This is a genomic window from Nocardia colli, assembly GCF_008704205.1.
In the GTDB taxonomy this organism is placed as follows: Bacteria; Actinomycetota; Actinomycetes; order Mycobacteriales; family Mycobacteriaceae; genus Nocardia; species Nocardia colli.
This window is the reverse complement of sequence record NZ_VXLC01000001.1, coordinates 1012851-1035063: the sequence shown is the minus strand read 5'-3', so window position 1 is coordinate 1035063 and position 22213 is coordinate 1012851. Positions and strand designations below refer to the sequence as shown.

The following is a 22213-nucleotide window of genomic DNA, read 5'->3' as shown; positions in this document are numbered from 1 at the left end:
ACCGGGGCCGTTCCACCGCTCGCCGACGAGCAATCGGAGAGCAATCATGAATTCCCGGTGCAATTCACTCCATAAGACCAGCTAAACAGCTTTTAAGGCACCAAGGTCCGGCGCGAACTCCCGGACAGCGGCAAACATCGAGAGCGCTGCGGCAATATCAGGAACCCGCAAAAATGCCCGCGGCCGGAATCCGTTGACGGCCAAAAACTTCGCCGGGAGTGTCGCGCGCCACTCGCCTATGGCAAATACGGAGAAACCACCCACAGAACAAAGGCGCCCGTGGACATCGGTGTCCACAGGCGCCTTTCCGCTCCGGTAAGAGAGGGGTTCAGCTCATCGCTGCGCGACCATGGTGGGGGTGATCGGGGCCGGGAGGGCCGTCTCACCTTCCAGGAAGCGGTCCACCGCGGCGGCCGCGGCGCGACCCTCGGCGATGGCCCAGACGATGAGGGACTGGCCGCGGCCCATGTCGCCGGCGACGAAGACGCCGGGGATGTTGGTCGCCCAGTTCTTGTCCCGCTGGACGTTGCCGCGCTGGTCGTAGCCGACGCCGAGATCCTCGAGCAGGCCGGGCTTCTCCGGACCGGTGAAGCCCATGGCGAGCAGGACCAGGTCGGCCTCGAGGGTGAAGTCGGTGCCGTCCACCTTCTCGAAACGGCCGTTGGCCATCTTCACCTCGTGCGCCTGCAGGCCGGTGACCTTGCCGTCCGCGCCGAGGAACCGCTCGGTGTTGACCGAGAACACGCGCTCGCCGCCCTCTTCGTGCGCCGAGGACACCCGGAACATGAGCGGGTAGGTCGGCCACGGCGTGGACGCGGCGCGCTCCTCCGGCGGACGCGGCATGATCTCGAACTGGTGGATGCTCTCCGCACCCTGCCGGTGCGAGGTGCCCAGGCAGTCCGCGCCGGTGTCGCCGCCGCCGATGATGATGACCTTCTTGCCCCGCGCGTGGATCGGCGGCAGGCCGTCGGCATCGGTGACGTCGTCGCCGAGCTGCACCTTGTTGGCCCACGGCAGGAACTCCATGGCCTGGTGGATGCCGTCGAGTTCACGTCCGGGGATCGGCAGGTCACGCGCGATGGTCGCGCCGCCGGACAGCACGATCGAGTCGTACTGCTCGCGCAGCTGCTCGGCGGTGATGTCCACGCCGACGTTCACGCCGGTCTTGAAGATGGTGCCCTCGGCCTCCATCTGCGCCATCCGGCGGTCGATGAAGCGCTTCTCCATCTTGAATTCCGGGATGCCGTAGCGCAGCAGCCCGCCGATGCGGTCGGCCCGCTCGAACACGGTCACGGTGTGACCGGCCCGGGTGAGCTGTTGCGCGGCGGCGAGACCGGCCGGGCCGGAGCCGACGACGGCGATCTTCTTGCCGGTCAACCGGGTCGGGTAGACCGGGGTCACCCAGCCCTCGTCGAAGGCGTTCTCGATCAGGTCGATCTCGACCTGCTTGATCGTCACCGGGTCCTGGTTGATGCCGAGCACGCAGGACGCCTCGCACGGCGCCGGGCACAACCGCCCGGTGAACTCCGGGAAGTTGTTGGTCGCGTGCAGCCGGTCGATGCCCTCGCGCCACTGGCCCTTGTAGACGAGGTCGTTCCACTCGGGAATCAGGTTCCCGAGCGGGCAGCCGTTGTGGCAGAACGGAATACCGCAGTCCATGCAGCGGCTGGCCTGCCGTTGCAGGGTCGCCTTGGGGTAGCCCTGCTCGTAGACCTCTTTCCAGTCCATCAACCGCAGTTCGACCGGACGGCGGGTGGGTAGCTCCCGCGAGGTGTGCTTCAAAAATCCCTGTGCGTCAGCCACGTTCGGCCTCCGTAATCTTGCCTGTGGACATCGGACTCAGCTGTTGGATACGGCGTGCGCTAGCCACGGGCCGCCTCCATGATCGCCTCGTCGACGTCCTTGCCTGCCTTCTCCGCCTCGGAGATGGCCAGCAGGACCTTCTTGTATTCGCGCGGCATGAGCTTGACGAAGTGGTTCACCTGCTGCGACCAGTCGCCCAGAATGCGTTCGGCGACCGCCGAACCCGTCTGGTCGCGGTGCTGGGTGATGATGTCGCGCAGCCAGGTGAAGTCGTCACCGGAGAGCTGCTCGACCGCGTCGGCCTGCTCGGGGTTGAGCCGGGACTCGAAGGTGCCGTTCGGGTTGTAGACGAACGCGACACCGCCGGACATGCCCGCACCGAAGTTGCGTCCGGTCTCGCCGAGGATGACCACCCGGCCACCGGTCATGTACTCCAGACCGTGGTCGCCGACGCCCTCGACCACCGCGAGGGCGCCCGAGTTGCGCACGGCGAACCGCTCGCCGACCACGCCGCGGATGAACGCCTTGCCGTTGGTCGCGCCGAACAGGATCACGTTGCCCGCGATGATGTTCTCTTCGGCCACGAACTCGGCCGGCGCGTTCAGCGACGGGCGCACCACCAGGTGCCCACCCGAAAGTCCCTTGCCGACATAGTCGTTGGCGTCGCCCTGCACGCGCAGCGTGATGCCGGCCGGCACGAAGGCGCCGAAGCTGTTGCCCGCGGAACCGGTGAAGGTGATGTCGATGGTGTCGTCGGGCAGGCCCGCGCCACCGTAGAGCTTGGTCACCTCGTGGCCGAGCATGGTGCCGACGGTGCGGTTCACGTTGGTGATCTTGGTTTCGAACTTCACCGCCTGGCCGCGCTCGAGCGCGTCGCGGCTCTGCGAGATCAGCTGCTGATCCAGCGCCTTGTCCAGGCCGTGGTCCTGCGTCTTGGTGCAACGCCGGTCCTGGTACATGAACGCGGTCTCGACGTTGTCGAGGATCGGCGACAGGTCCAGCTTGCTGGCCTTCCAGTGCTGCTTGGCCTTGGCGGTGTCGAGCAGGTCGACCCGGCCGATGGCCTCGTCCAGCGTGCGGAAGCCCAAGAGCGCCAGGTGTTCCCGGACTTCCTCGGCGATGAACAGCATGAAGTTCTCGACGAACTCCGGCTTACCGGTGAAGCGCTCGCGCAGCACCGGGTTCTGCGTCGCCACACCCACGGGGCAGGTGTCGAGGTGGCAGACCCGCATCATGATGCAGCCGGAGACCACCAAAGGCGCAGTGGCGAAACCGAATTCCTCGGCGCCGAGCAGCGCGGCGACCATCACGTCGCGGCCGGTCTTCATCTGACCGTCCACCTGCACGACGATCCGATCGCGAAGTCCGTTGAGCAGCAACGTCTGCTGGGTCTCGGCCAGGCCGAGCTCCCACGGGCCGCCCGCGTGCTTGAGCGAGGTGAGCGGCGAGGCGCCGGTGCCGCCGTCGTGGCCGGAGATCAGCACCACGTCCGCGTGCGCCTTGGACACACCGGCCGCGACGGTGCCGACGCCGGGCTCCGCAACAAGTTTCACGTGAATCCGCGCCTGCGGGTTCGCGTTCTTCAGGTCGTGGATCAGTTGCGCCAGATCCTCGATCGAGTAGATGTCGTGGTGCGGCGGCGGCGAGATCAGGCCGACGCCCGGCGTCGAGTGCCGCACCTCGGCGACCCACGGGTACACCTTGTGCGCAGGCAGCTGGCCGCCCTCGCCGGGCTTCGCGCCCTGCGCCATCTTGATCTGGATGTCGGTGCAGTTGGTCAGGTAGTGCGCGGTCACGCCGAAGCGGCCGGAGGCCACCTGCTTGATCGCGCTGCGCCGCCAGTCTCCGTTCTCCTCCGGCTCGAAGCGAGCCGGGGATTCGCCGCCCTCACCCGAGTTCGACCGGCCGCCGAGCCGGTTCATCGCGATCGCGAGGGTCTCGTGCGCCTCCGCCGAGATGGAGCCGTAGCTCATCGCGCCGGTGGAGAACCGCTTCACGATCTCCGACGCGGGCTCGACCTCGTCGATCGAGATCGACGCGCGCTCCTTCTTGAACTTGAACAGGCCGCGCAACGAGGCCAGCCGCTCGGTCTGGTCGTCGACCAGCTTGGTGTACTCCTTGAAGATCGAGTACTGACCCGAGCGGGTCGCGTGCTGCAGCTTGAACACGGTGTCCGGGTTGAACAGGTGGTACTCACCCTCGCGCCGCCACTGGTATTCGCCGCCCACCTCGAGCTCGCGGTGCGCGCGCTCGTTGCGGTTCTCCAGGAACGCGATCCGATGCCGCTCGGCGACGTCGGCGGCGATGTCCTCGAGGCCGATGCCGTCCAGGTGCGAGCGCAGACCGGTGAAGTACTCGTCGGCCAGGTCCTGGGACAGGCCGATCACCTGGAACAGCTGCGCGCCGGTGTAGGACGCCAGCGTGGAGATGCCCATCTTGGACATCACCTTGAGCACGCCCTTGCTCGCGGCCTTGTTGTAGTTGTAGACCGCCGTGCGGAAGTCCTCGGCGTGATCGCCGGTGCTGCCCGGCATGTCGAGCGCGCCGCGCTCGAGCATGTCCTCGATGGTCTCGAAGGCCATGTACGGGTTGATCGCGGCCGCGCCGAAGCCGACCAGCATGGCCATGTGATGCACCTCGCGGGCGTCACCGGCCTCCACGACCAGGCCGACCATGGTGCGGGTGCGCTCGCGCACCAGGTGGTGGTGCACCGACGAGGTCAGCAGCAGCGACGGGATCGGCGCCAGCTTCTCGTTGGACTCGCGGTCGGACAGCACGATGATCCGCGCGCCGCCGTCGATGGCGGCCGACACCTGGGTGTTGATCGCCTTGAGCGCCTTGCGCAGGCCCTTGCCACCCTTGGCCACCGGGTACAGGCCGCGCACGATCACCGAACGCAGCTCGGGCTGGGAGCCGTCGTCGTTGATGTGCACCAGCTTGGCCAGCTGATCGTTGTCCAGGATCGGCTGTTCGATGGCGATCTGCTTGCACGACTCCGGGCCGGGGTGCATCAGGTCGGCCTCCGGGCCGAGCGCCCGGCGCAGGCTGGTGACGACCTCTTCCCGGATCGCGTCCAGCGGCGGGTTGGTGACCTGCGCGAACAACTGGGAGAAGTAGTCGAACAGCAGCCGGGGCCGCGACGACAGCACCGCGATCGGGGTGTCGGTGCCCATCGAGCCGAGCGCCTCACCGCCGGTCTTGGCCATCGGCGAGATCAGCAGGTTCAGTTCTTCGTTGGTGTATCCGAAGATCTGCTGCCGGATCAGCACCCGGTCGTGCGACATGTGCACGTGCGGGCGGTCGGGCAGGTCCTCGAGCTTGGTCACACCCGAATCCAGCCATTCCTGGTACGGGTGCTCGGCCGCAAGATCGGTCTTCAGTTCCTCGTCGCCGACGATGCGGCCCAGCGAGGTGTCGACCAGGAACATGCGGCCGGGTTGTAGTCGGACCTTGCGGACCACCTTGGACGGGTCGATGTCGAGCACGCCGACCTCGGAGGCCATCACGACGAGGCCGTCGTCGGTGATCCAGATGCGGCTGGGGCGCAGGCCGTTGCGGTCGAGCACGGCGCCGACCACGGTGCCGTCGGAGAAGCACACCGACGCGGGGCCGTCCCACGGCTCCATCAGCATCGAGTGGTACTCGTAGAACGCGCGCCGCTGCTGATCCATCGTCGCGTTGCGTTCCCACGCCTCGGGGATCATCATCAGCACCGCGTGGGGCAAGCTGCGGCCGCCGAGGTGCAGCAGTTCCAGCACCTCGTCGAAGCGCGCGGTATCGCTCGCCCCCGGGGTACAGACCGGGAAGATCTTCTCCAGCCGGTTGTTGCCTGCCGAGTCGATGCCGAAGATGTCCGAACGCAGCAGCGCCTCGCGCGCCCGCATCCAGTTCTCGTTGCCGGTGACGGTGTTGATCTCGCCGTTGTGCGCGACCCGGCGGAACGGGTGCGCCAGCGGCCAGGACGGGAAGGTGTTGGTGGAGAAGCGCGAGTGCACGATGCCGAGGGCGGACTCCACCCGGCTGTCCTGCAGATCGAGGTAGAAGGCGCGCAGCTGCGGCGTGGTGAACATGCCCTTGTAGACGAAGGTCTGGCCGGACAGGCTCGGGAAGTACACCGACTCCTTGCCCACCGTGCCCTCGCCCGGGCCCGCCTTGCCGAGCTCGTGCTCGACCCGCTTGCGGATCACGTACGCGCGGCGCTCGAGGTCCATGCCGGACAGCTGCTCGGCCGCACCCCGCGGGGAGCCGAGGAAGACCTGCCGGAACGTCGGCATCGCGTCCCGGGCCAGCGCGCCGAGCGACGACTCGTCGATCGGCACCTCGCGCCAGCCGAGCACGGCCAAGCCCTCTTCCTGCACGATCCGCTCCACGCCGTAAGCGGCACGGGCGGCCTCGCGACGGGCCTGCGGCAGGAAGGCGATACCGGAGGCGTAGGAGCCCTCCGGCGGCAACTCGAAGTCCACGATGGCGCGGAAGAACCGGTCCGGAATCTGGATCAGGATGCCGGCGCCGTCACCACTGTTGGGTTCCGCGCCTGCGGCACCACGGTGCTCCAGGTTCAACAGAGCCGTAATAGCCTTGTCGACGATGTCGCGGCTGCGGCGGCCGTGCATGTCGACGACGAACGCGACACCGCAGGAGTCGTGTTCGTTCGCCGGGTCGTAGAGCCCGACGGGTCCAGGTGACCTGTGGCCAGGAAGTTGCATCATGCCTCTGCCTTCAAGAAGGGCGTTCGACGAAAAAGAAATAGGCAATTTCGTCTGAATGCCTCCGTACAAGACTGCGCCCGTACGTTCCGAAACCAGCCGCGCTGATGGTCTTCGGCGTGCAGTCACGTCTCCAGTTGTTCACCCGCTTCAGTGACGTAGTGGGTGCTCGTCGGTAACAGATCCCTAACGAGATCCTTACCTCCGTGCGGGTTCCGGCCCGCTACGCTGAGCACCGGTTAGGAGCTGCCCGAGCGGGCGAGGGTGCCGAGCATTCTGTGTTCGGCGTAAGAGCAAACGATAAGTCAGGTCCGGGGCCCAACCAACTTAGGTTGCACTAATAACCGGGTCTAGCTGGGCTTCTTCATTCGGTCCTCCACGTGTGCGCGTCGTCCAGTGTAAAGCAGCGAGTACCCCATGATCGATCCTGCGGCACTCGTGGCCAGCCGCCTGCCGCCGGCGCGCGAGAGCGGCCCCAAACCTCGCAAATAGGTCAGGAAACCGCTCTCACCTGCATCGAAGATGATTTCCCTCGCTTCGCACCCGGCAAACCACTCCGCGGCGGCTAACTCGAAAGCGGGGTGGATGAGAGATTTCCGACAGGGTCCTGACGAGCCCGCGACGGGATCCGACCGTCCGGATTCTTTTGCCCGCTGTGGCTTTCAGCACACATGCAGCTAACACGGCGGAGTGGTATTCGACACATTTTGGTAACCGAAACCTATACGCCGTCAGGCGGTAATAGACGCGACTTATTGCGGGCCGGTGGCCTTTTCGCCGAATATTCGCCGACCGGCCGAACTCATGGCCCTGAAGTCGGCGCTTAAAAAGGGGTTCAGGGCGTCCTAAGAACCGTTCTGCGCGGGCCGCGCAGCGTTCAACGCGGCGCACACAGTGCCGCTGCGGCACGCACCAGCGCGGCCTGATGCAGCGCGTCGGTATTGCCCGCGCCGAATACCTCGAAGACGCTGTAAGCCAATCTTTCCGCGCAATCCGGCGCGCTCAGTTCGGCGCGCCGCGCGGCGAGTTGGTCGACGATCCCGACGTTCACCCGGTCGATCACCGGGCGCACCGAGGCCAGATCCGGGGCCGAACCGGGCGCGGCGGCCGGGTCGAACCGCCAGCGGGTGATCAGGCCGCGCTGCACGATCTTGTTGGACTCGATCTGCGCGGCGAACACCTGCCGCACCCAGCCTTCCGGCAGGTCGAGCTCCGCGCCCAGCCGGGCCATCGAGTCGTAGACCACGGCCTCCCTGGCCGGGTCGTCGATGGTGGGCTCGGCGCCGGTCGGCGCGGCGCTCGCCCACTTCGCCGCGGCCACCGCGTCGCCGGTGTCCAGGCGCTCGAGCACCAGCGCGACCAGGCGGTCCAGCGATCCGCGGTCGCCGCCCGGATCCGCGTTCGCGCTAACCGGCGACACGATCAGTGCCGCCGACATGATCATCAGCGTGACGAACCGCATGGGCTGACCTCCCGAGATGGTGCGCGCGGAAACGGATCATCGAGTCAGAGTAGGCGAACCCGGGCAAAGTGAGCCTGGCCACATACGTCCGATGCCACTCGGTGTGTCGGGGACAGTCCTGTCACGCTGTGACCACGAAACCGTGACGGTTGAGCCCGCGAAATCCCCTGGGACCAAGAGGATGTGAGTTCCCATGACCCTCACCGGCTTGTTCACCTGGCTCGGCGGGGGTCAGCACAGCGAAGTCGCCTACCGCCACGAACACACCAGCTATGCCGTCACCGGCGCGGCGGTGCTGCTGTTCGCGGTCGTGTCCGGCCTGATCACCGTGTTCGCGCTGGCCTCGACCGGCACCTGGGCGGTGCTCGCGATCATCCTGGTGGCGCTGCTCGTCGCGGTGCTCGCGGGCGCGATCGCGCGGGCGCTGGCGACCGCGCGACCCGGCGGCGGACCCGACCGGCTCGGCCTGCTGGGCCGCCTCGCCCTCGCGGTGCTGGCCGGCGGCCTGATCGCCGAGCTGGCCGCGATCGTCGTCTTCGGCGGCAGCGTCGACCGGACCCTGGACGAAAGAGCCCAGCGCTCAGTCGCTTCGGCACCCCAGGTGGTCACCGCGCGCGCCGCGCTGGACCAGGCGCGGGCCGACCGGAGCACGCTGGATCAGACGATTGCCAAGGCGCAGGCCGAGGTCGACCGTTCACTGCTGATCGCCCGCTGCGAGCTCAGCCCGAACCCGGAGTGCGCGCAGTTGCCGATCACCCGGGTGCCCGGGCGCGGACCGGAAGCCCAGATCGCCACGGACATGCTCGACGACGCGCGCAAGCAGCTGGCCACGGCGCAGGGCCGGGTCGAGCCGCTGGATCAGCGCATCGCCGACGACGAAAAGGCCGTCACCGCAGCCGAATCGGCCGCCTTCGGCACCGCCGACCGCGGCCTCGGCGCGCGCTGGCAGGCGATGAACGACTACACCACCCGGCACGGCGGGGCCATGCCGCTGCGCATCCTGACCATCGTCGCGTTGATCGCCCTCGCCCTGCTGCCGCTGCTGCTGCGCTGGTGGCGCGGGCAGACCTCGTTCGACCGGCGCACCGCGTTCCTGGATGTGCAGGACCGGGCCGAGCACGCGGCAGACGCCGCGATCGCGATCAAACGGGCCGAGACGCGGGCCGAGGCCGAGGCGCTGCGCGCCGAGCAGGAACTCACCGCGGCCCGCCTCGCGATCGAGGCGGACGCCGCCATCGACCGGGAACGGCAGCGCACCCGCATCGTCGCGGCCATCGGCGGGCTGGAGATCGGCATCAGCGAACCGCCGCGCCGCCCCGAACTACCAGCCGCACCGGCTGACGACCGAAAGGACAGCTCCGTGTCTGCCGAAGGATTCCCGAACCTACCCGCGCCGGTCTCCGCGCGCGCCCTCGCGCCGAGCACCGGCGTGCCCGCCCGGCTGCCCAAGACCGGTGGCGGGCTGGAACTCCCGCTGATCGGCACGGTGCCGTTCACCGACACCGCGGCGCGGCTGATCCGCCCGCTGGTCCCGTCGTTCGTGGCCAACGCGATCGACAACGCCACCCACCCGCTGCGCACGGCCAGGCAGGCGTTCGAAGAGGTCGAGGAGATCACCTTCACGCTCAAGCGCACCCGCAAGGTCACCATCGACACCCAGGACTCGCACGCGCCGGCCGGGTATCAGCTGGCACCGGGCTCGCCGGAGGCCCTGCGCGCCCAGCACCTCGCGGCCACCGTGGTCGACGCGGACTACGGGCAGCAGGACCCGCGCTACTCGGCGCTCCCGGACGGCTCCGGCGACGACCAGTCCTACGGCCTGCCCGCCGCCCGGCAGGACGAGCTCAGCGGCCGTCGGCAGTCCGGGCTTTCCGGCCGCGACCAGCGGGAACTGCCGCGCGGGCGCTGAGTGCCTACCGTGGGGGCCATGCGACGCGTTCGAGCGAACCGGGCCCGCACGATGTCGGCGACGCACGGCGGTGCCGTCGCCCTACCGCGCTGCCCGATCCGCCACGAACTCGCCCAGCGCCGCCGGCCCGTCGATCGGGCGCGACCGGCCGGGCCGGCGGAGCGGTTCTGCGCCCGGGCCGACCTGCGCACCCGGCCGATCGTCGAGGCGCTCGGCCGATCCTGGACGTCTGGTCCGGCTCTTCGCGGGTGGTCCGGCCTAGGCTTTCCTCCCATGGCCCACAGTGACGTTTCGACAGCCGCCTTCGGGTCACGGCTGCTCGGACCGGTGGACGAATCGTCGGGGATGCGCCGGCTGCGGGTGCAGCTGCTGCTCACCGTGCCGCTGGTGGCCGCGAACCTGGCCGGGATGGCGGTCACCTTCGCGCTGATCGGGTTCGTGCTGCCCGGGCCCTCGGTGTTCACCAGGGAACTGCTGCTGCTCAACGTGATCGCGACGCCGGCGTACTCGGCGCTGGCGCTGCTGATCGGCATGTGGTGGGGCACGGTCAGCGGGCTGCGCGCGTTGCGCTGGGCGACCGATCCGAATCAGGTGCCGAACGAGGCCGAGCAGATCGCCGCCGCCGCGGTGCCGCGCCGACTGGTCCTGCGGCAGGCGGTGCTGTGGCTGGCCGGTGCGGCGGTGCTGACCCCGCTCTACGGCGTGGTCGAGCCCGCGCTCATTCCGAAGATCCTGCTCGGCATCGGGTTCAGCGCCGTCGTGGTGTGCGCCAACAGCTATCTGATCGCCGAATTCGCGCTGCGGGCGGTGACCGCGCGGGTGCTCGACGCCGCGCCGTCGCGGCGCAGGCGCGGGATGGGCGTGTTCATCCGTTCGCTGATCGCCTGGATGCTCGGCGCGGGCGTGCCGGTGGCGCTGTCGATGATCGTCGCGGTGTGGGCGCTGGTCGACTCGTCGGTGAGCACGGCCCGGCTCGCGGTGTGCGTGCTGTCGCTGGGCGGCGCCACGCTGGTGTTCGGCCTGCTGCTGATGATGCAGACGGTGGCCGCGACCATCGCGCCGATCCGCGGCGTGCGCCGCGCGCTGCGCCAGGTGGAGGACGGCGACCTGCGGGTGAACATCACCGTGTACGACGGCACCGAACTCGGTGAGCTGCAAAGCGGTTTCAACCACATGGTGGAGGGGCTGCGCGAGCGCGAACAGATCCGCGATCTGTTCGGCAAGCACGTCGGCCGCGATGTCGCCGACGCGGCGCTGGCCGGCAACCCGTCGCTCGGCGGCGTGGAGACCGAGGCGGCGGCGCTGTTCGTCGACATCGTCGGCTCGACCACGATGGCCGCGACGGTGCCCGCCGCCGAGATGGTGGCCATCCTGAACCGGTTCTTCGACATCGTGGTCGACGAGGTCGAGGCGCACGGCGGGCTGCTCAACAAGTTCGAGGGCGATGCCGCGCTGGCCGTATTCGGCACGCCCGCCGCCCTGTCCGACGCCCCCGGCGCGGCGCTGGCCTGCGCCCGCGCGATCCGGCGGCGGCTCGACACCACCGCCAACGACTTCATCGCCGCGATCGGCGTCGCCGCGGGCCGGGTGGTCGCGGGCAATGTCGGCGCCCGGCAGCGCTACGAGTTCACCGTCATCGGCGACGCGGTCAACGAGGCCGCCCGGCTGTGCGAACTCGCCAAGCAGGACGACCTGCTGCTCGCCTCCGCGAACACCATCGCCGCCGCGGCTGCCACCGAAACCGAGCACTGGCAGCTCGGCGAATCCGTTACCCTGCGCGGCCGCCTCACCCCCACCCAGCTCGCCCGCCCGCGCCGCACCGGACCGCGCGCCGATCGCGACCGCCGCCCGGGCGGCCAGCACAGCGACGGGCTTTCCACCTGAAGCAGACGTACCCCGCTCCGACGATGCGGAGCGGGGTACGAATCAACCGGTATTACGGACGCGCCGTGCGCAACCGGAACGCCACCACCGCGGCGATCAGCAGGATCGAGGCCGTGCCGATCGCGGCGAAGTGGATGCCGGAGACGAACGCCGTGTGCACCGAGGTGAGGAACTCACCCGATACCGCCTCCGGCAGCTGCCGCGCGAATCCGGTTGCCGCGCCGAGGGATTCCGACGCGACGCCCACCTGGTCGCCGGGCACGTGGGTCAGGTCGAGCCCGTTGCGGAAGATCGCCATGACCACGCTGCCGAGGATGGCCACGCCCAGCGCGATGCCGGTCTCGTAGGCGGTCTCCGACACCGCCGCGGCCGCGCCGGCCCGCTCGACCGGCGCCGAGCTGACCACCAGATCCGACGAAACCGTCAGCGCCACACCGACACCCGCGCCGATGAAGAGGAACCCGAGGATGAACGGCGTGGTGCTGCCCGCGGCATCCGGCCCGAGCCAGAAGAACAGCGCGGAACCGAACGCGGCGACGGTCAGCGCGCTGCCGAGCACGGCGCCCGGCCGGATCCGCTGCACCAGCCACGCCGCGGCGAGCGACGCGAGCACGCTGGCCGCCAGACCCGGCAGCAACAGCAGTCCGGCTTCCATCGGCGAGTGACCGAGCACCAGCTGCAGGTACTGCGAGCCGAAGAACAGTACACCGGCCAGCGCGAACACCGCGAGCAGGTTGGTGATCACCGCGGTGCGGAACCTGGGCAGCGCGAACAACTTCAGGTCCAGCATCGGGTCGTCCAGGATGCGCTGCCTGCGCACGAACACCACGCCGGCCACCACACCGACCGCGCCGATCCCGGCCAGCGGCAGGCTGAGCCCGTGCGCCGCCGACTCCTTGATCGCGTACACGATCGGCACCAGCGCGAGCATCGACAGTCCGGCGCTCGGCAGATCGAAGCGACCCGGGTTCGGGTCCCGCGATTCCGGCACCAGGAACGGGCCCAGGGCGATCAGCACCAGCATGACCGGCAGGTTCACCAGGAACACCGAGCCCCACCAGTAGTGCTCGAGCAGCCAGCCGCCGAGCAGCGGTCCGGCCGCCGCGCCGCCGCCGGCCATCGCGCTCCACACCGCGATGGCGACGGTGCGCTGGCGTGGATCGAGGAACATCGACCGGATCAGGCCGAGCGTCGCGGGCATCAGCGTCGCACCGGCGACACCCTGCAGCACGCGCGCGCCGATCAGCATCTCCGGCGAGACGGCCCAGGCCGCGATCACCGACGCGATGCCGAATCCGGCCGCGCCGATCAGCAGCAGCCTGCGCCGGCCGATCCGGTCGCCGAGGTTGCCCATCATCACCAGCAGGCCGGCCAGCACGAACGAGTAGACGTCGATGATCCACAGCAGCTGCGGCGTGGTCGGCGCCAGATCCGCGCTGATCGCGGGCACGGCCAGGTCGAGCACGGTGGCGTCCACGGCCAGCAGCAGCAGCGCGAGCGCGAGCACGGCGAGGCCAGCCCAGTCGCGCGCGGTGGCGCGGGGTGGGGTCTCGACGTTCGGCCCGGTCAGCCGGGGGTTCTTCGCGGTGTGTGTGGTCATTGGCTTTCTCGACTTCCGTCGCATATCTCTTCTTACCGTCCGGACGGTACAGTATCAGACATTACCGTCCAGCCGGTATAGTTCCGCTGGTGACGGCCAACACCCGCGACCGAATCCTGGACGCCCTCGAATCCCTGCTCCTGGAAAAGGGCATGTCGCACGTGACGCTGGAGAGCGTCGCGGCGCAGGCCGGCGTCTCCAAGGGCGGGCTGCTCTATCACTTCAAGAGCAAGGACGCGTTGCTCGCCGGGCTGGTCCGCCGGCTCACCGACCGCGCGGGCCAGCAACTGGACGAACACCTCGAACGCGGCCAGTCCGTCGCGAGCTGGTATCTGCAGACGCCGAACACGGACAACGCCGCCGACGCGGTGGAACTCGAGATCTACCGCTCGATGCTGGCGACCATGCGCACCATCGACGCCGCGGCCGACACCGAGGTCGACGAGGTGCAGCAGGCGCTGATGGAGATGATGGACTCCTGGTCGGACGGGCTGGACAAGGAGGTCGAGGACCCCGTGCGGGCCGACCTCATCCGGCTGGTCGGCGACGGCGTGTACCTGCGCGCCCTGCTCGGTCTGCCGCAGATCGACCCGGCGCGCTACCGCCAGGTCGTGGCACGACTGCTGGACTAGACTCGGCCCGTGCTACCAGCCGCCGACCCGGCCGGTGCCGTCGGGGCGGGGAACGATCCGGTACCAGGGTCCCCTGGAACGACGGTGCCGATCCGTCCGATGACCTTCCGCGAACTGCTGGACGTGCCGTTCGCGCTGATCCAGGCGAACCTGCGCGCGCTGGCCTGGTCGAGCGGGTCCGCGCTGGTCGCCGCGGAGCTGCTGGTCGTCGCGATCACCGCGGGGATCTCCGAGCTGACCGACGGTGCCGACTCCGCCACCGGGTGGGCGGCGATCCTGTCGACGATGGTCTGCGTGTGGCTGCTGCGGTTCGTACTGCGCGGCACGACCGTCGCGATCGGGCTGGCCAGCGTGTCGGGTGCGCCGATCGGCGCGCGCACCGCCGTGCGCCGGGCGGGCAGTGCCGCCGGGCCGATGCTGATCTTCCAGCTCCTGTACACCCTGGTCGGGTTCGGCGTGCTCGCGTTGTCCAGTCCGCTGATCATCAGCCTCCCGTTCGGCGTGGCCTGGCTCGGCTGGCTGCGGGCCAAGCGGTTCGTCGCGGTCCCGGCCATGCTCGTCGAGCGAGCCCCGCATCGGGCGGCCGTCGCCCGGTCGAAACTGCTTGCGGTCGGCGCGGAATGGCAGACGGCCGGACTGTGGTTCGTGCAGCGCTGCCTGCTCGTGCTGCTGGCCGTGCCGCTGCTCGGGATTCCCTGGTATCTCTCGGATTTCTCCGGCACCCATCGGTGGCCGGTGATCGTGCTGCTCACCAGCGGCGTGCTGCTGGTGGTGGCGTTCGGCGAGGTCGTCGAGGCCTCGACCCGGGTGGTGTCCTACGTCGACCGCCGCTGCCGCCGTGAAGGATTGGATATTCACGTCCCCGGGCAGGCGGTGCGATGAGCGAGTACGACCAAGCGCCCCAGGACAATCCGGTCCCGCCGCCGAGCCCACCGCGCCTCGGTGCGGCCGCCGACCACCGTGCGGCCGCCGAGAATGCCGCGCAGCACCGCGATTTCGACAGCGCGCTACGCGAACGTTTCCGCGCCGTGCTGCGCGGACTGGAACAGCGCGGCGTGCTCGAGGTGCGCCGGTCCCGCACCGCCCGCGAAACCGCCGACGACGTGACGACCGCCCTCCCGCCGGAGACCGTCACCGAATTCCAGCCCGCGGCAAACAGTTTCGACGAGGTCGTCTACGGCGGCCGCCGCGCCACCGAGGACGAGTACCGCAGACTCGAATACGCCGACCGGTTCTCCGCGGCAGCGCCGCCGCCGGTCCTCGAACCGACCGAAGTCACCGCCACCGAGAAGACACCGCGCACCCGCCGGAAACTGCCGCCACTGCCGGATCTGTTGCGCAACCCCAAGTTCTGGGCCGCCGTGGCGGGCGCGGCCGTGCTGCTGCTCCTGCTCTACGCCTCCCTCCAGTCCTGCGGCGCGCCGAACGCGCCGACCCCGCAGCAGCCACCGGATATCCCGCGCACCAGACCACCGCGCGACTCCGGCGGTTCCGGCTTCGGCACCGGTGACGACGCCATCTGGGACCGGTTGCCCGCCCCCGTCTTCTTCGGTGGCCTGCAATTCCTGATCGCCGCCGCCCTGGTGGTGTGGTGGCGGGCGCGCCGTCGCGGCGCACTGGTGCGCGAACCACGCCCGGTCGAGGTGGCGGCGAACGAGCTGCTCGCCGGGCAGGCCGCGCTGTACCGGCGCTCGAAGGACCACGAGCACGTCGCGAACAAGCTGCGCGCGGCGACCCTGCGCCGGATCCGCCCGCCGCTCGGGATGACCGCGGACACTCCGCCGGACCGGCTGATCGCCGCCGTGGCGGCGCGCACCGGCCAGGATCCGAACCAGCTCGGACTCGCCCTGTTCGGGCCGGTGCCGGACGCCGAAACGCTGGAACTCGTGGCCACCCAGCTCGACTGGATCGAAGCGGAGGTCGGATGAGACACGCACGCTGCCCATCGACGGGGCGCGGGAACCCCCGCATGACACTGGAGGTCGGATGACCATCCCCACCAAGGACACCAACCACACCCCCACCGCCGAGGAGGCGGCGGCGGCGTTCGCGGCGTTGCGCGCCGAGATCGGCAAGGCGGTGGTCGGCAACGACGCCGCGATCATGTACCTGGTGCTCGCGCTGCTGTGCCGTGGGCACGTGCTGCTCGAAGGCGTACCCGGCGTGGCGAAGACGCTGCTGGTGCGGGCCTTGGCGACGGCGCTGGAACTGGACCACGCCCGGGTGCAGTTCACCCCGGACCTGATGCCCGGCGACGTCACCGGCTCGCAGATCTACGATCCGCACTCGGCCGAGTTCACCTTCCGGCACGGCCCGGTCTTCACCAACCTGCTGCTCGCCGACGAAATCAACCGCACGCCCCCGAAAACCCAGTCGGCGCTGCTGGAATCCATGGAGGAGCGCCAGGTTTCGGTGGACGGCCGGCCGCGGCCGCTGCCCGATCCGTTCGTGGTGATCGCCACCCAGAACCCGATCGAGCAGGAGGGCACCTATCCGCTGCCGGAGGCGCAGCTGGACCGGTTCCTGTTCAAGGTCGACGTCCAATTGCCCGGCCGCGACGACGAATTCCGCATCCTGCAACGGCACGCCGCCGGCTTCGATCCGCGCGACCTGGCCGCGGCCGGGCTGCGGCCGGTGGCCGGGCCCGCGCACATCCTGGCCGGCCGGGCCGCGATCGCCAAGGTGACGATCAGTCCCGAGGTGCTGGCCTACATGGTCGACGTGTGCCGCGCTACTCGCATGTCCCCCGCCGTGCAGCACGGCGCGTCCACCCGCGGCGCCACCGCGCTGATGGCCGCTTCGCGCGCGTTCGCCTGGCTGAACGGGCGCGCGTTCGTCACCCCCGACGACGTCAAAGCCCTTGCCGTGACGGTGCTGCGGCATCGGCTGCAACTGCGGCCGGAGGCGGAGCTGGACGGCGTGACCACCGAGGGTGTCATGTCGTCGCTGCTGCTCTCGGTCCCGGTTCCGGTGTAGTCCGTGGTCGTCACCGGTCGGCTGGCCGCCGCGGCGGGCGTGCTCGCGCTGCTGGTCACCTTCGTCGTTCCGTCGCTGCTCGGCGTGCTGCTCGCGACCAGCGCGCTGGCCGCCGCGCTGCTCGTCGACCTCGTCTCGGTCGGCCGGGCCCGCGACCTCGCGCTGTCCAGGGCGCCGCTGACCACGGTCCGGCTCGGCCGCTCCACCGAGGTGGAACTGGTCGCGGTGAACAACGGCGCCCGCCCGCTGCGCGGCACCGTGTGGGACGACTGGCCGGACAGCGCCCGCACCGGGAACCGCACGCACACACTGGATCTGGCCCCGGCCACGCTGGTCCGCTTCCACACCACGCTGGCCCCGACCTACCGCGGCGACCGGGTGGCCGGCCAGGTGACCGTGCGGCTGATCGGCCCGCTCGGCCTGGCGGGCAGGCAGACCCGCCGCAGCGTGCCGGCCCGGGTGCGCGCGCTGCCCGCGTTCCGCAGCGAGCGCCTGCTGCGCTCGAAAGTCAAACGGCTGCAACAACTCGAGGGCCGCAACGTGGCCAACCTGCGCGGGCAGGGCGACGAATTCGACTCGTTCCGCGAGTACGTCGCGGGCGACGACGTGCGCGGCATCGACTGGCGCGCCACCGCCCGCGCCACCGACGTGCTGGTGCGCACCTGGCGCCCGGAACGGCACCGGCACATGCTGATGCTGCTGGACACCGGCCGGATCAGCGCGGGCCGGGTCGGCGACGGCACCCGCCTGGACGCGAGCATCGAGGCCGCGCTGCTGCTCGGCGGGCTGGCCGCCGCCGCGGGTGACTCGGTCGACCTGCTCGCCTACGACCGGGAGCCGCGCGCCGAGGTGCGCGGGATCAGCGGAAAAGGCTTGCAGCTCAAGCTGATGCACGCGCTGGCGGGGATCACCCCGGCTCTGGTCGACACCGACAGCGCGGGCCTGGTGCGCGCCGCCATCCAGCGCACCCGCCGCCGCAGCCTGGTCGTCTGGTTCACCAGCCTGGACGGCGCCGCGGTGCAGGAGAACCTGCTCCCGGTGCTGCCGACCCTCGCCCAGCGCCATCGCGTGCTCATCGTCTCGGTCACCGACCCCGACGTCGCCGCGGCCGCCGCCACCCGCGCGACCCGCGCCGACCTCTACCCCGCGGCCGCCGCCGAATCCATCCTCGCCGAGCGCGCGCTGGTGCAGGAGTCGCTGCGGCGCAGGGGAATCGCGGTGGTCGCCGCTTCTCCTGACCATCTGCCCGAAGCCCTCGCCGACGAATACCTGGAACTCAAACAGTCCGGAACGATGTAGCGCGGAGCATCATGGAGTCCATGTCTGATCTCGCCGCGTTTGTCCGTGGGCTGCCCAAGGCCGAGTTGCATCTGCACCTGGAAGGGACGCTGGAGCCGGAGCTGAAGTTCAAGCTGGCCCAGCGCAACGGGATAGAACTGCCGGAGAAGACGGTCGACGAGGTCAAGCAGACCTACCAGTTCCACGACCTGACCTCGTTCCTCCAGGTCTACTACCCCGCCATGCGGGTGCTGCTGGAACCCGCGGACTTCCACGACCTGGCCTTCGACTACCTGACCAAGGCGCACGCCCAGGGCGTCCGGCACGTCGAGATGTTCTTCGATCCGCAGGCGCACACCGGCCGCGGCGTCCCGTTCGCCACCGTGATCGACGGATACCGCTCGGCGATCGTGCGGGCCCGGCGCGAGTTCGGCATCTCCGCCGAGCTGATCCTGTGCTTCCTGCGCGACTACTCCGCCGAGTACGCGATGGCGACCCTGCTCGAGGCGCTGCCCTACCGCGACTGGATCGTCGGCGTCGGGCTCGACTCGGACGAGCGCGGCAATCCGCCGAGCAAGTTCGCCGCGGTGTTCGCCCGGGCCCGCCGCGAGGGCTTCCTGCTGACCATGCACTGCGACATCGATCAGCAGGACTCGATCGAGCACATCCGGCAGGCCCTGGAGGACATCGCCGTCGACCGGCTCGACCACGGCACCAACATCGTCGAGGACGACCGGCTGGTCGAGCTGGCCAAGGGCCGGGGCATCGGGCTCACCTGCTGTCCGGTCTCGAACTCGTTCGTCACCACCCTGATGAAGTCCGACGAGATCGTCGCGCTGCTGGACCGCGGGCTCACCGTGACGATCAACAGCGACGACCCCGCCTACTTCGGCGCGTACGCGGCGGACAACTACGTCGCGCTCGCCGAGCACGCCGGCCTCGACCTCGATCAGCTGGTGGCCCTGGCGAAGAACTCGTTCCGCGCGTCGTGGATCACCCCGGGCCGGCTGGACGCGTTCCTGCGCGAGATCGACGACTACGTCGCGGCCAACCGGTAACTACCGCCCGACCGGCAGCGGCACCGGTCCGAACACCGGGAACATCGGCGGCGGCAGCGCCCGGCGCTGCCGCTCGGCGATCACCGCGCCGAGCACCTGCAACGGCGGATACCCGCTGGGCGGCGGCACCTGCAGCCGCGCGCACACCGCGCCGACCAGGGCGCTGCCCAGCTCGTGCTGCACCACCGGCGTGAGGGTCCGGAACCGGCTCAGATACTGCCGCACCGCGAGCGCCAGATCGTCCGGCAGCATGGCCAGCGGCAGCGGCGCGGCCCAGCCCGCGAGCCACGGCGGCGCGACCGCGAGCAGCGGCGCGGGCAGCGACCGCTGCGCGTGCACCACCACCGTGCCGGCCAGCACGTCCCCGACCCGGCGCGCGTTCGGCGAGCACATCGAGGTGAGCACCGCGACCGCGCCGAACGCGCCGAGCATCCAGAAGTCGACGATCGCGCCGGCCAGCCCGCGGGTGAGCGCGTGCCGGAAGTCGATCGGGCCGCCGTCCGCGCGCACCACCCGCAGCCCGAGCAGCAACTTGCCCAACGTGCGTCCGCGCGAAGCGGTTTCGCAGATCACCGGGTAGCCGACCAGCACCCCGACGATGGTGACCAGCACGGCCACGTTCAGCCAGGCGGTGTCCGCCCCGCTGGGCAGCAGCACGCTGACGGTCAGCACGAACAGCGCCGTGGCCAGCATGAGCTGCACCACCACGTCGACGAGGAACGCGGTGGCCCTGGTGGGGATCCGGGCGATCGGCAGCTCTAGCGCGACCGCTTCGCCAGTGGTGAATTCAGCCATGTCGATAGCATTCTTCCGACCGGCGGTAGTGGGAGGCAAGCCTGTGGATGTCGACGCGTACAGCTACGCACATCGGAGGGCCTGGGAGCGGCTGGATTATCTGGCCAGGCGGAGCAGGCTCACCGGGGCCGAGGCGGACGAACTCGTCACGCTGTACCGGCGCACGTCCCAGCAGCTGGCCCGGCTGCAGTCGCACAGCCCGGACCCGGAGCTGATCGCCGGGTTGAGCGCGCTGCTGGCCAGGGCGCGCGGGCGGGTGCTCGGCGGCCGCGGCGACACCTGGTCGGAGATCGGCCGGTTCTTCACCCACCGTTTCCCGGCCGCGCTGTACCGGAGCTGGCCGTGGTGGGCCGGCGTGGCCGCGGCCTTCCTGCTGGTGTCCGCCGGGCTGGCCGTCTGGGTGGCCCGATTCGATTCCGCGCGTACGGTTCTCGGCATTCCACGGGACACCGGCGGGCTGACCGAGCGGGGCGGGGCGTTCGAGTCCTATTACTCCGAGCATCCGCAGGGCGCGTTCGCCGCGCAGGTGTGGACGAACAATGCCTGGGTGACGGCGATCGCGCTGTTCACCGGGGTGCTGATCCTGCCCGCGGTGTATCTGCTGTTCATGAACGCGCTCAATCTCGGCGTCTCGGCCGGGTTGATGGCCGACGCGGGGCGGCTGGATTCGTTCTTCGGCTTCATCCTGCCGCACGGGACGCTGGAGCTGACCGCGATCTTCGTGGCGGGCGGGGCCGGGCTGAAACTCGGCTGGACTCTAATCGATCCGGGCCGGCTGAGTCGCCTCGAAGCGGTGGCGCGACAGGGCCGGGCGACCGCGACCATCGCGCTCGGGTTGGTCGGGGTGCTGCTGGTGTGTGGCTGCATCGAGGGTTTCGTGACGCCGAGCGCTCTGCCCGCTCCGGTGCGCATCGCGATCGGGTTCACCGCAGAGGCGTTGTTCCTGCTCTATGTGTTCGGCGTGGGCCGCCGGGTGGTGCTGGCGAAGGCGGCGGACGCGCTCGCCGGGTCGGACGACGGTCGGTAGACAACGTCGAGCACACACTGAGCGAAGTGGGTTCGGGTACTGGACAGCAACGCCGTGTCACGGATCGGTTGCGATGTCCCCCATTTGAGTTCCGCTGGCCGCAGCGAGTCATGCTCAGCTGCGGCCAGCGTTACCGTCGACTCTACACAATCGTTATCCCTATGCAACCCTCCTCGCTGGTGTCAAGCGTATAAAGCAGCACGCCAGCAAACCCTTGTGAGAGCATGGTTTTTCAGACTTCCAGCTAACTTGCAGCTGTCTGTTTTTGCGCCATTCGAACAGCCGAGAAGTACTCGATCGTACGAATCCGCAGGTCCGTCTGTGTCCACTTAGTGGCGGTACAAACATTGTTCGAACGATTAGCTGCGCCCTCGGCATAGACATCTCCATGGCAGGCACGCAGGGGCAACGACCTGCTGATTCAGCCCAGAAAACCGAGTTAGCTGGACACTGGATGAACAGAAAGCGACCACAGGTTTGTTTACAGCGTAATTAACACGACACATACCTGGTTGAACCGCCCGTGGACATGCATGCGTCTGGTCAAGATCAGGAATAACCAGACGCGAAAAGGCGCCTGATCGAGCGCCTCGACGGCGCCGGTTCAGCACCACGGCCGCAGCCTCGAGCAGGGGTGTGATCTTCGCCTCACCACCCCCGCGGAACCGGCGAATGCGGCGAAATCGGCACTGCGGCAAGCTTTCCCCAAACGGGACACACCGGTACAACACGCCGAAAGGCGCACAACTGGGGCGCTTGTCGTGCCGCGGCCCACGACCGCACCCGTCCACAGCCTGGGGGTCGGCAACGCTCCACCGCTGTGGACAGGACCCGGACTGTGCACAGGCACCCGTGCAGGCAACGACCGATCCGATCGATGTCCACACCTCGGTATCGCGGCACCATCCCCAAAGGCAGCACTCACCCAACAGCTTTCGCGCACCGTTCTCCCCACCCATGGGGACGGTCATGCACAGGCAGCAGCCAGGCGGTTCGGGGTCGATTGCGGCGCAACGCTCGAGCTCAGGCAGGCAACGCGAAGGTGAACGGCATTCGGCCATCCCGAAACAACACACAGGATCA

14 protein-coding genes are annotated in these 22213 nt (G+C 69.4%); 9 read left to right on the top strand and 5 right to left on the bottom strand.

Features of this window, described 5'->3' with window-relative positions; all coding sequences use genetic code 11:
- Positions 1-333 precede the first annotated feature (333 nt).
- The 3 genes from F3087_RS04915 to F3087_RS04905 form a co-directional block, all read right to left on the bottom strand.
- Positions 334-1803, bottom strand: coding sequence for a glutamate synthase subunit beta (locus F3087_RS04915; RefSeq protein WP_150400515.1), 1470 nt, complete (start codon positions 1801-1803; stop codon positions 334-336).
- 59 nt (positions 1804-1862) lie between these two features.
- Positions 1863-6512 (bottom strand): glutamate synthase large subunit, encoded by a 4650-nt coding sequence (gene gltB, locus F3087_RS04910; protein ID WP_150400514.1) that lies wholly within the window; start codon positions 6510-6512, stop codon positions 1863-1865.
- An 874-nt stretch (positions 6513-7386) separates the two neighbouring features.
- Entirely contained in the window at positions 7387-7971 is a 585-nt protein-coding gene (locus tag F3087_RS04905; RefSeq protein ID WP_150400513.1) for a chorismate mutase, read from the bottom strand.
- Between the two features lie 193 nt (positions 7972-8164).
- Here F3087_RS04905 and F3087_RS04900 point away from each other — a divergent pair, with 193 nt between their 5' ends.
- Together F3087_RS04900 and F3087_RS04895 are read left to right on the top strand one after the other, a co-directional pair.
- Positions 8165-9880, top strand: a complete 1716-nt coding sequence (locus tag F3087_RS04900) for a DUF4407 domain-containing protein (RefSeq protein WP_150400512.1) — start codon at positions 8165-8167, stop codon at positions 9878-9880.
- 273 nt (positions 9881-10153) lie between these two features.
- The gene (locus F3087_RS04895) at positions 10154-11764 is read left to right on the top strand and encodes an adenylate/guanylate cyclase domain-containing protein (protein WP_150400922.1); all 1611 of its coding nucleotides are present in this window, start codon (positions 10154-10156) and stop codon (positions 11762-11764) included.
- Positions 11765-11816: 52 nt separating this feature from the next.
- Here the strand turns inward: F3087_RS04895 and F3087_RS04890 are convergent, their stop codons facing one another.
- Positions 11817-13364 (bottom strand): MFS transporter, encoded by a 1548-nt coding sequence (locus F3087_RS04890; protein ID WP_150400511.1) that lies wholly within the window; start codon positions 13362-13364, stop codon positions 11817-11819.
- Between the two features lie 89 nt (positions 13365-13453).
- Between F3087_RS04890 and F3087_RS04885 the strand changes: the two genes are divergently transcribed.
- The 6 genes from F3087_RS04885 (at position 13454) to add (ending at position 19308) form a co-directional block, all read left to right on the top strand.
- Positions 13454-13996, top strand: coding sequence for a TetR/AcrR family transcriptional regulator (locus F3087_RS04885; protein ID WP_150400510.1), 543 nt, complete (start codon positions 13454-13456; stop codon positions 13994-13996).
- Positions 13997-14080: 84 nt separating this feature from the next.
- Positions 14081-14878: a hypothetical protein gene (locus tag F3087_RS04880; RefSeq protein ID WP_223884817.1), complete on the top strand. Its 798-nt coding sequence runs from the start codon at positions 14081-14083 to the stop codon at positions 14876-14878.
- Positions 14875-15924 carry a DUF4129 domain-containing protein gene (locus tag F3087_RS04875; RefSeq protein WP_150400509.1) on the top strand — a complete coding sequence of 350 codons (1050 nt, stop codon included), beginning with the start codon at positions 14875-14877 and terminating at the stop codon, positions 15922-15924. Before F3087_RS04880 ends, F3087_RS04875 begins: the two co-directional genes overlap by 4 nt.
- Before the next feature lie 58 nt (positions 15925-15982).
- Entirely contained in the window at positions 15983-16972 is a 990-nt protein-coding gene (locus F3087_RS04870; protein ID WP_150400508.1) for an AAA family ATPase, read from the top strand.
- A 3-nt stretch (positions 16973-16975) separates the two neighbouring features.
- Positions 16976-18271: a DUF58 domain-containing protein gene (locus F3087_RS04865; RefSeq protein ID WP_150400507.1), complete on the top strand. Its 1296-nt coding sequence runs from the start codon at positions 16976-16978 to the stop codon at positions 18269-18271.
- Positions 18272-18291: 20 nt separating this feature from the next.
- A complete protein-coding gene (add, locus tag F3087_RS04860) occupies positions 18292-19308 on the top strand; it encodes an adenosine deaminase (RefSeq protein ID WP_150400506.1) in 1017 nt (338 codons plus the stop codon).
- On the opposite strand, the gene F3087_RS04855 is transcribed toward add, so the two are convergent.
- Positions 19309-20103 carry an RDD family protein gene (locus F3087_RS04855; protein WP_150400505.1) on the bottom strand — a complete coding sequence of 265 codons (795 nt, stop codon included), beginning with the start codon at positions 20101-20103 and terminating at the stop codon, positions 19309-19311.
- 43 nt (positions 20104-20146) lie between these two features.
- On the opposite strand from F3087_RS04855, the gene F3087_RS04850 reads away from it, so the two are divergent.
- On the top strand, positions 20147-21130 hold the full coding sequence (locus F3087_RS04850) for a stage II sporulation protein M (RefSeq protein ID WP_150400504.1): 984 nt from the start codon (positions 20147-20149) through the stop codon (positions 21128-21130).
- The last annotated feature ends 1083 nt before the right edge of the window (positions 21131-22213 follow it).

Bases quoted from the DNA above. Each gene is read 5' to 3' on its own strand.
- gltB (WP_150400514.1), bottom strand. From the start codon at position 6,512: ATGATGCAACTTCCTGGCCACAGGTCACCTGGACCCGTCGGGCTCTAC.
- F3087_RS04905 (WP_150400513.1), bottom strand. From the start codon at position 7,971: ATGCGGTTCGTCACGCTGATGATCATGTCGGCGGCACTGATCGTGTCG.
- F3087_RS04900 (WP_150400512.1), top strand. From the start codon at position 8,165: ATGACCCTCACCGGCTTGTTCACCTGGCTCGGCGGGGGTCAGCACAGC.
- F3087_RS04895 (WP_150400922.1), top strand. From the start codon at position 10,154: ATGGCCCACAGTGACGTTTCGACAGCCGCCTTCGGGTCACGGCTGCTC.
- F3087_RS04890 (WP_150400511.1), bottom strand. From the start codon at position 13,364: ATGACCACACACACCGCGAAGAACCCCCGGCTGACCGGGCCGAACGTC.
- F3087_RS04875 (WP_150400509.1), top strand. From the start codon at position 14,875: ATGAGCGAGTACGACCAAGCGCCCCAGGACAATCCGGTCCCGCCGCCG.
- F3087_RS04870 (WP_150400508.1), top strand. From the start codon at position 15,983: ATGACCATCCCCACCAAGGACACCAACCACACCCCCACCGCCGAGGAG.
- add (WP_150400506.1), top strand. From the start codon at position 18,292: ATGTCTGATCTCGCCGCGTTTGTCCGTGGGCTGCCCAAGGCCGAGTTG.
- F3087_RS04855 (WP_150400505.1), bottom strand. From the start codon at position 20,103: ATGGCTGAATTCACCACTGGCGAAGCGGTCGCGCTAGAGCTGCCGATC.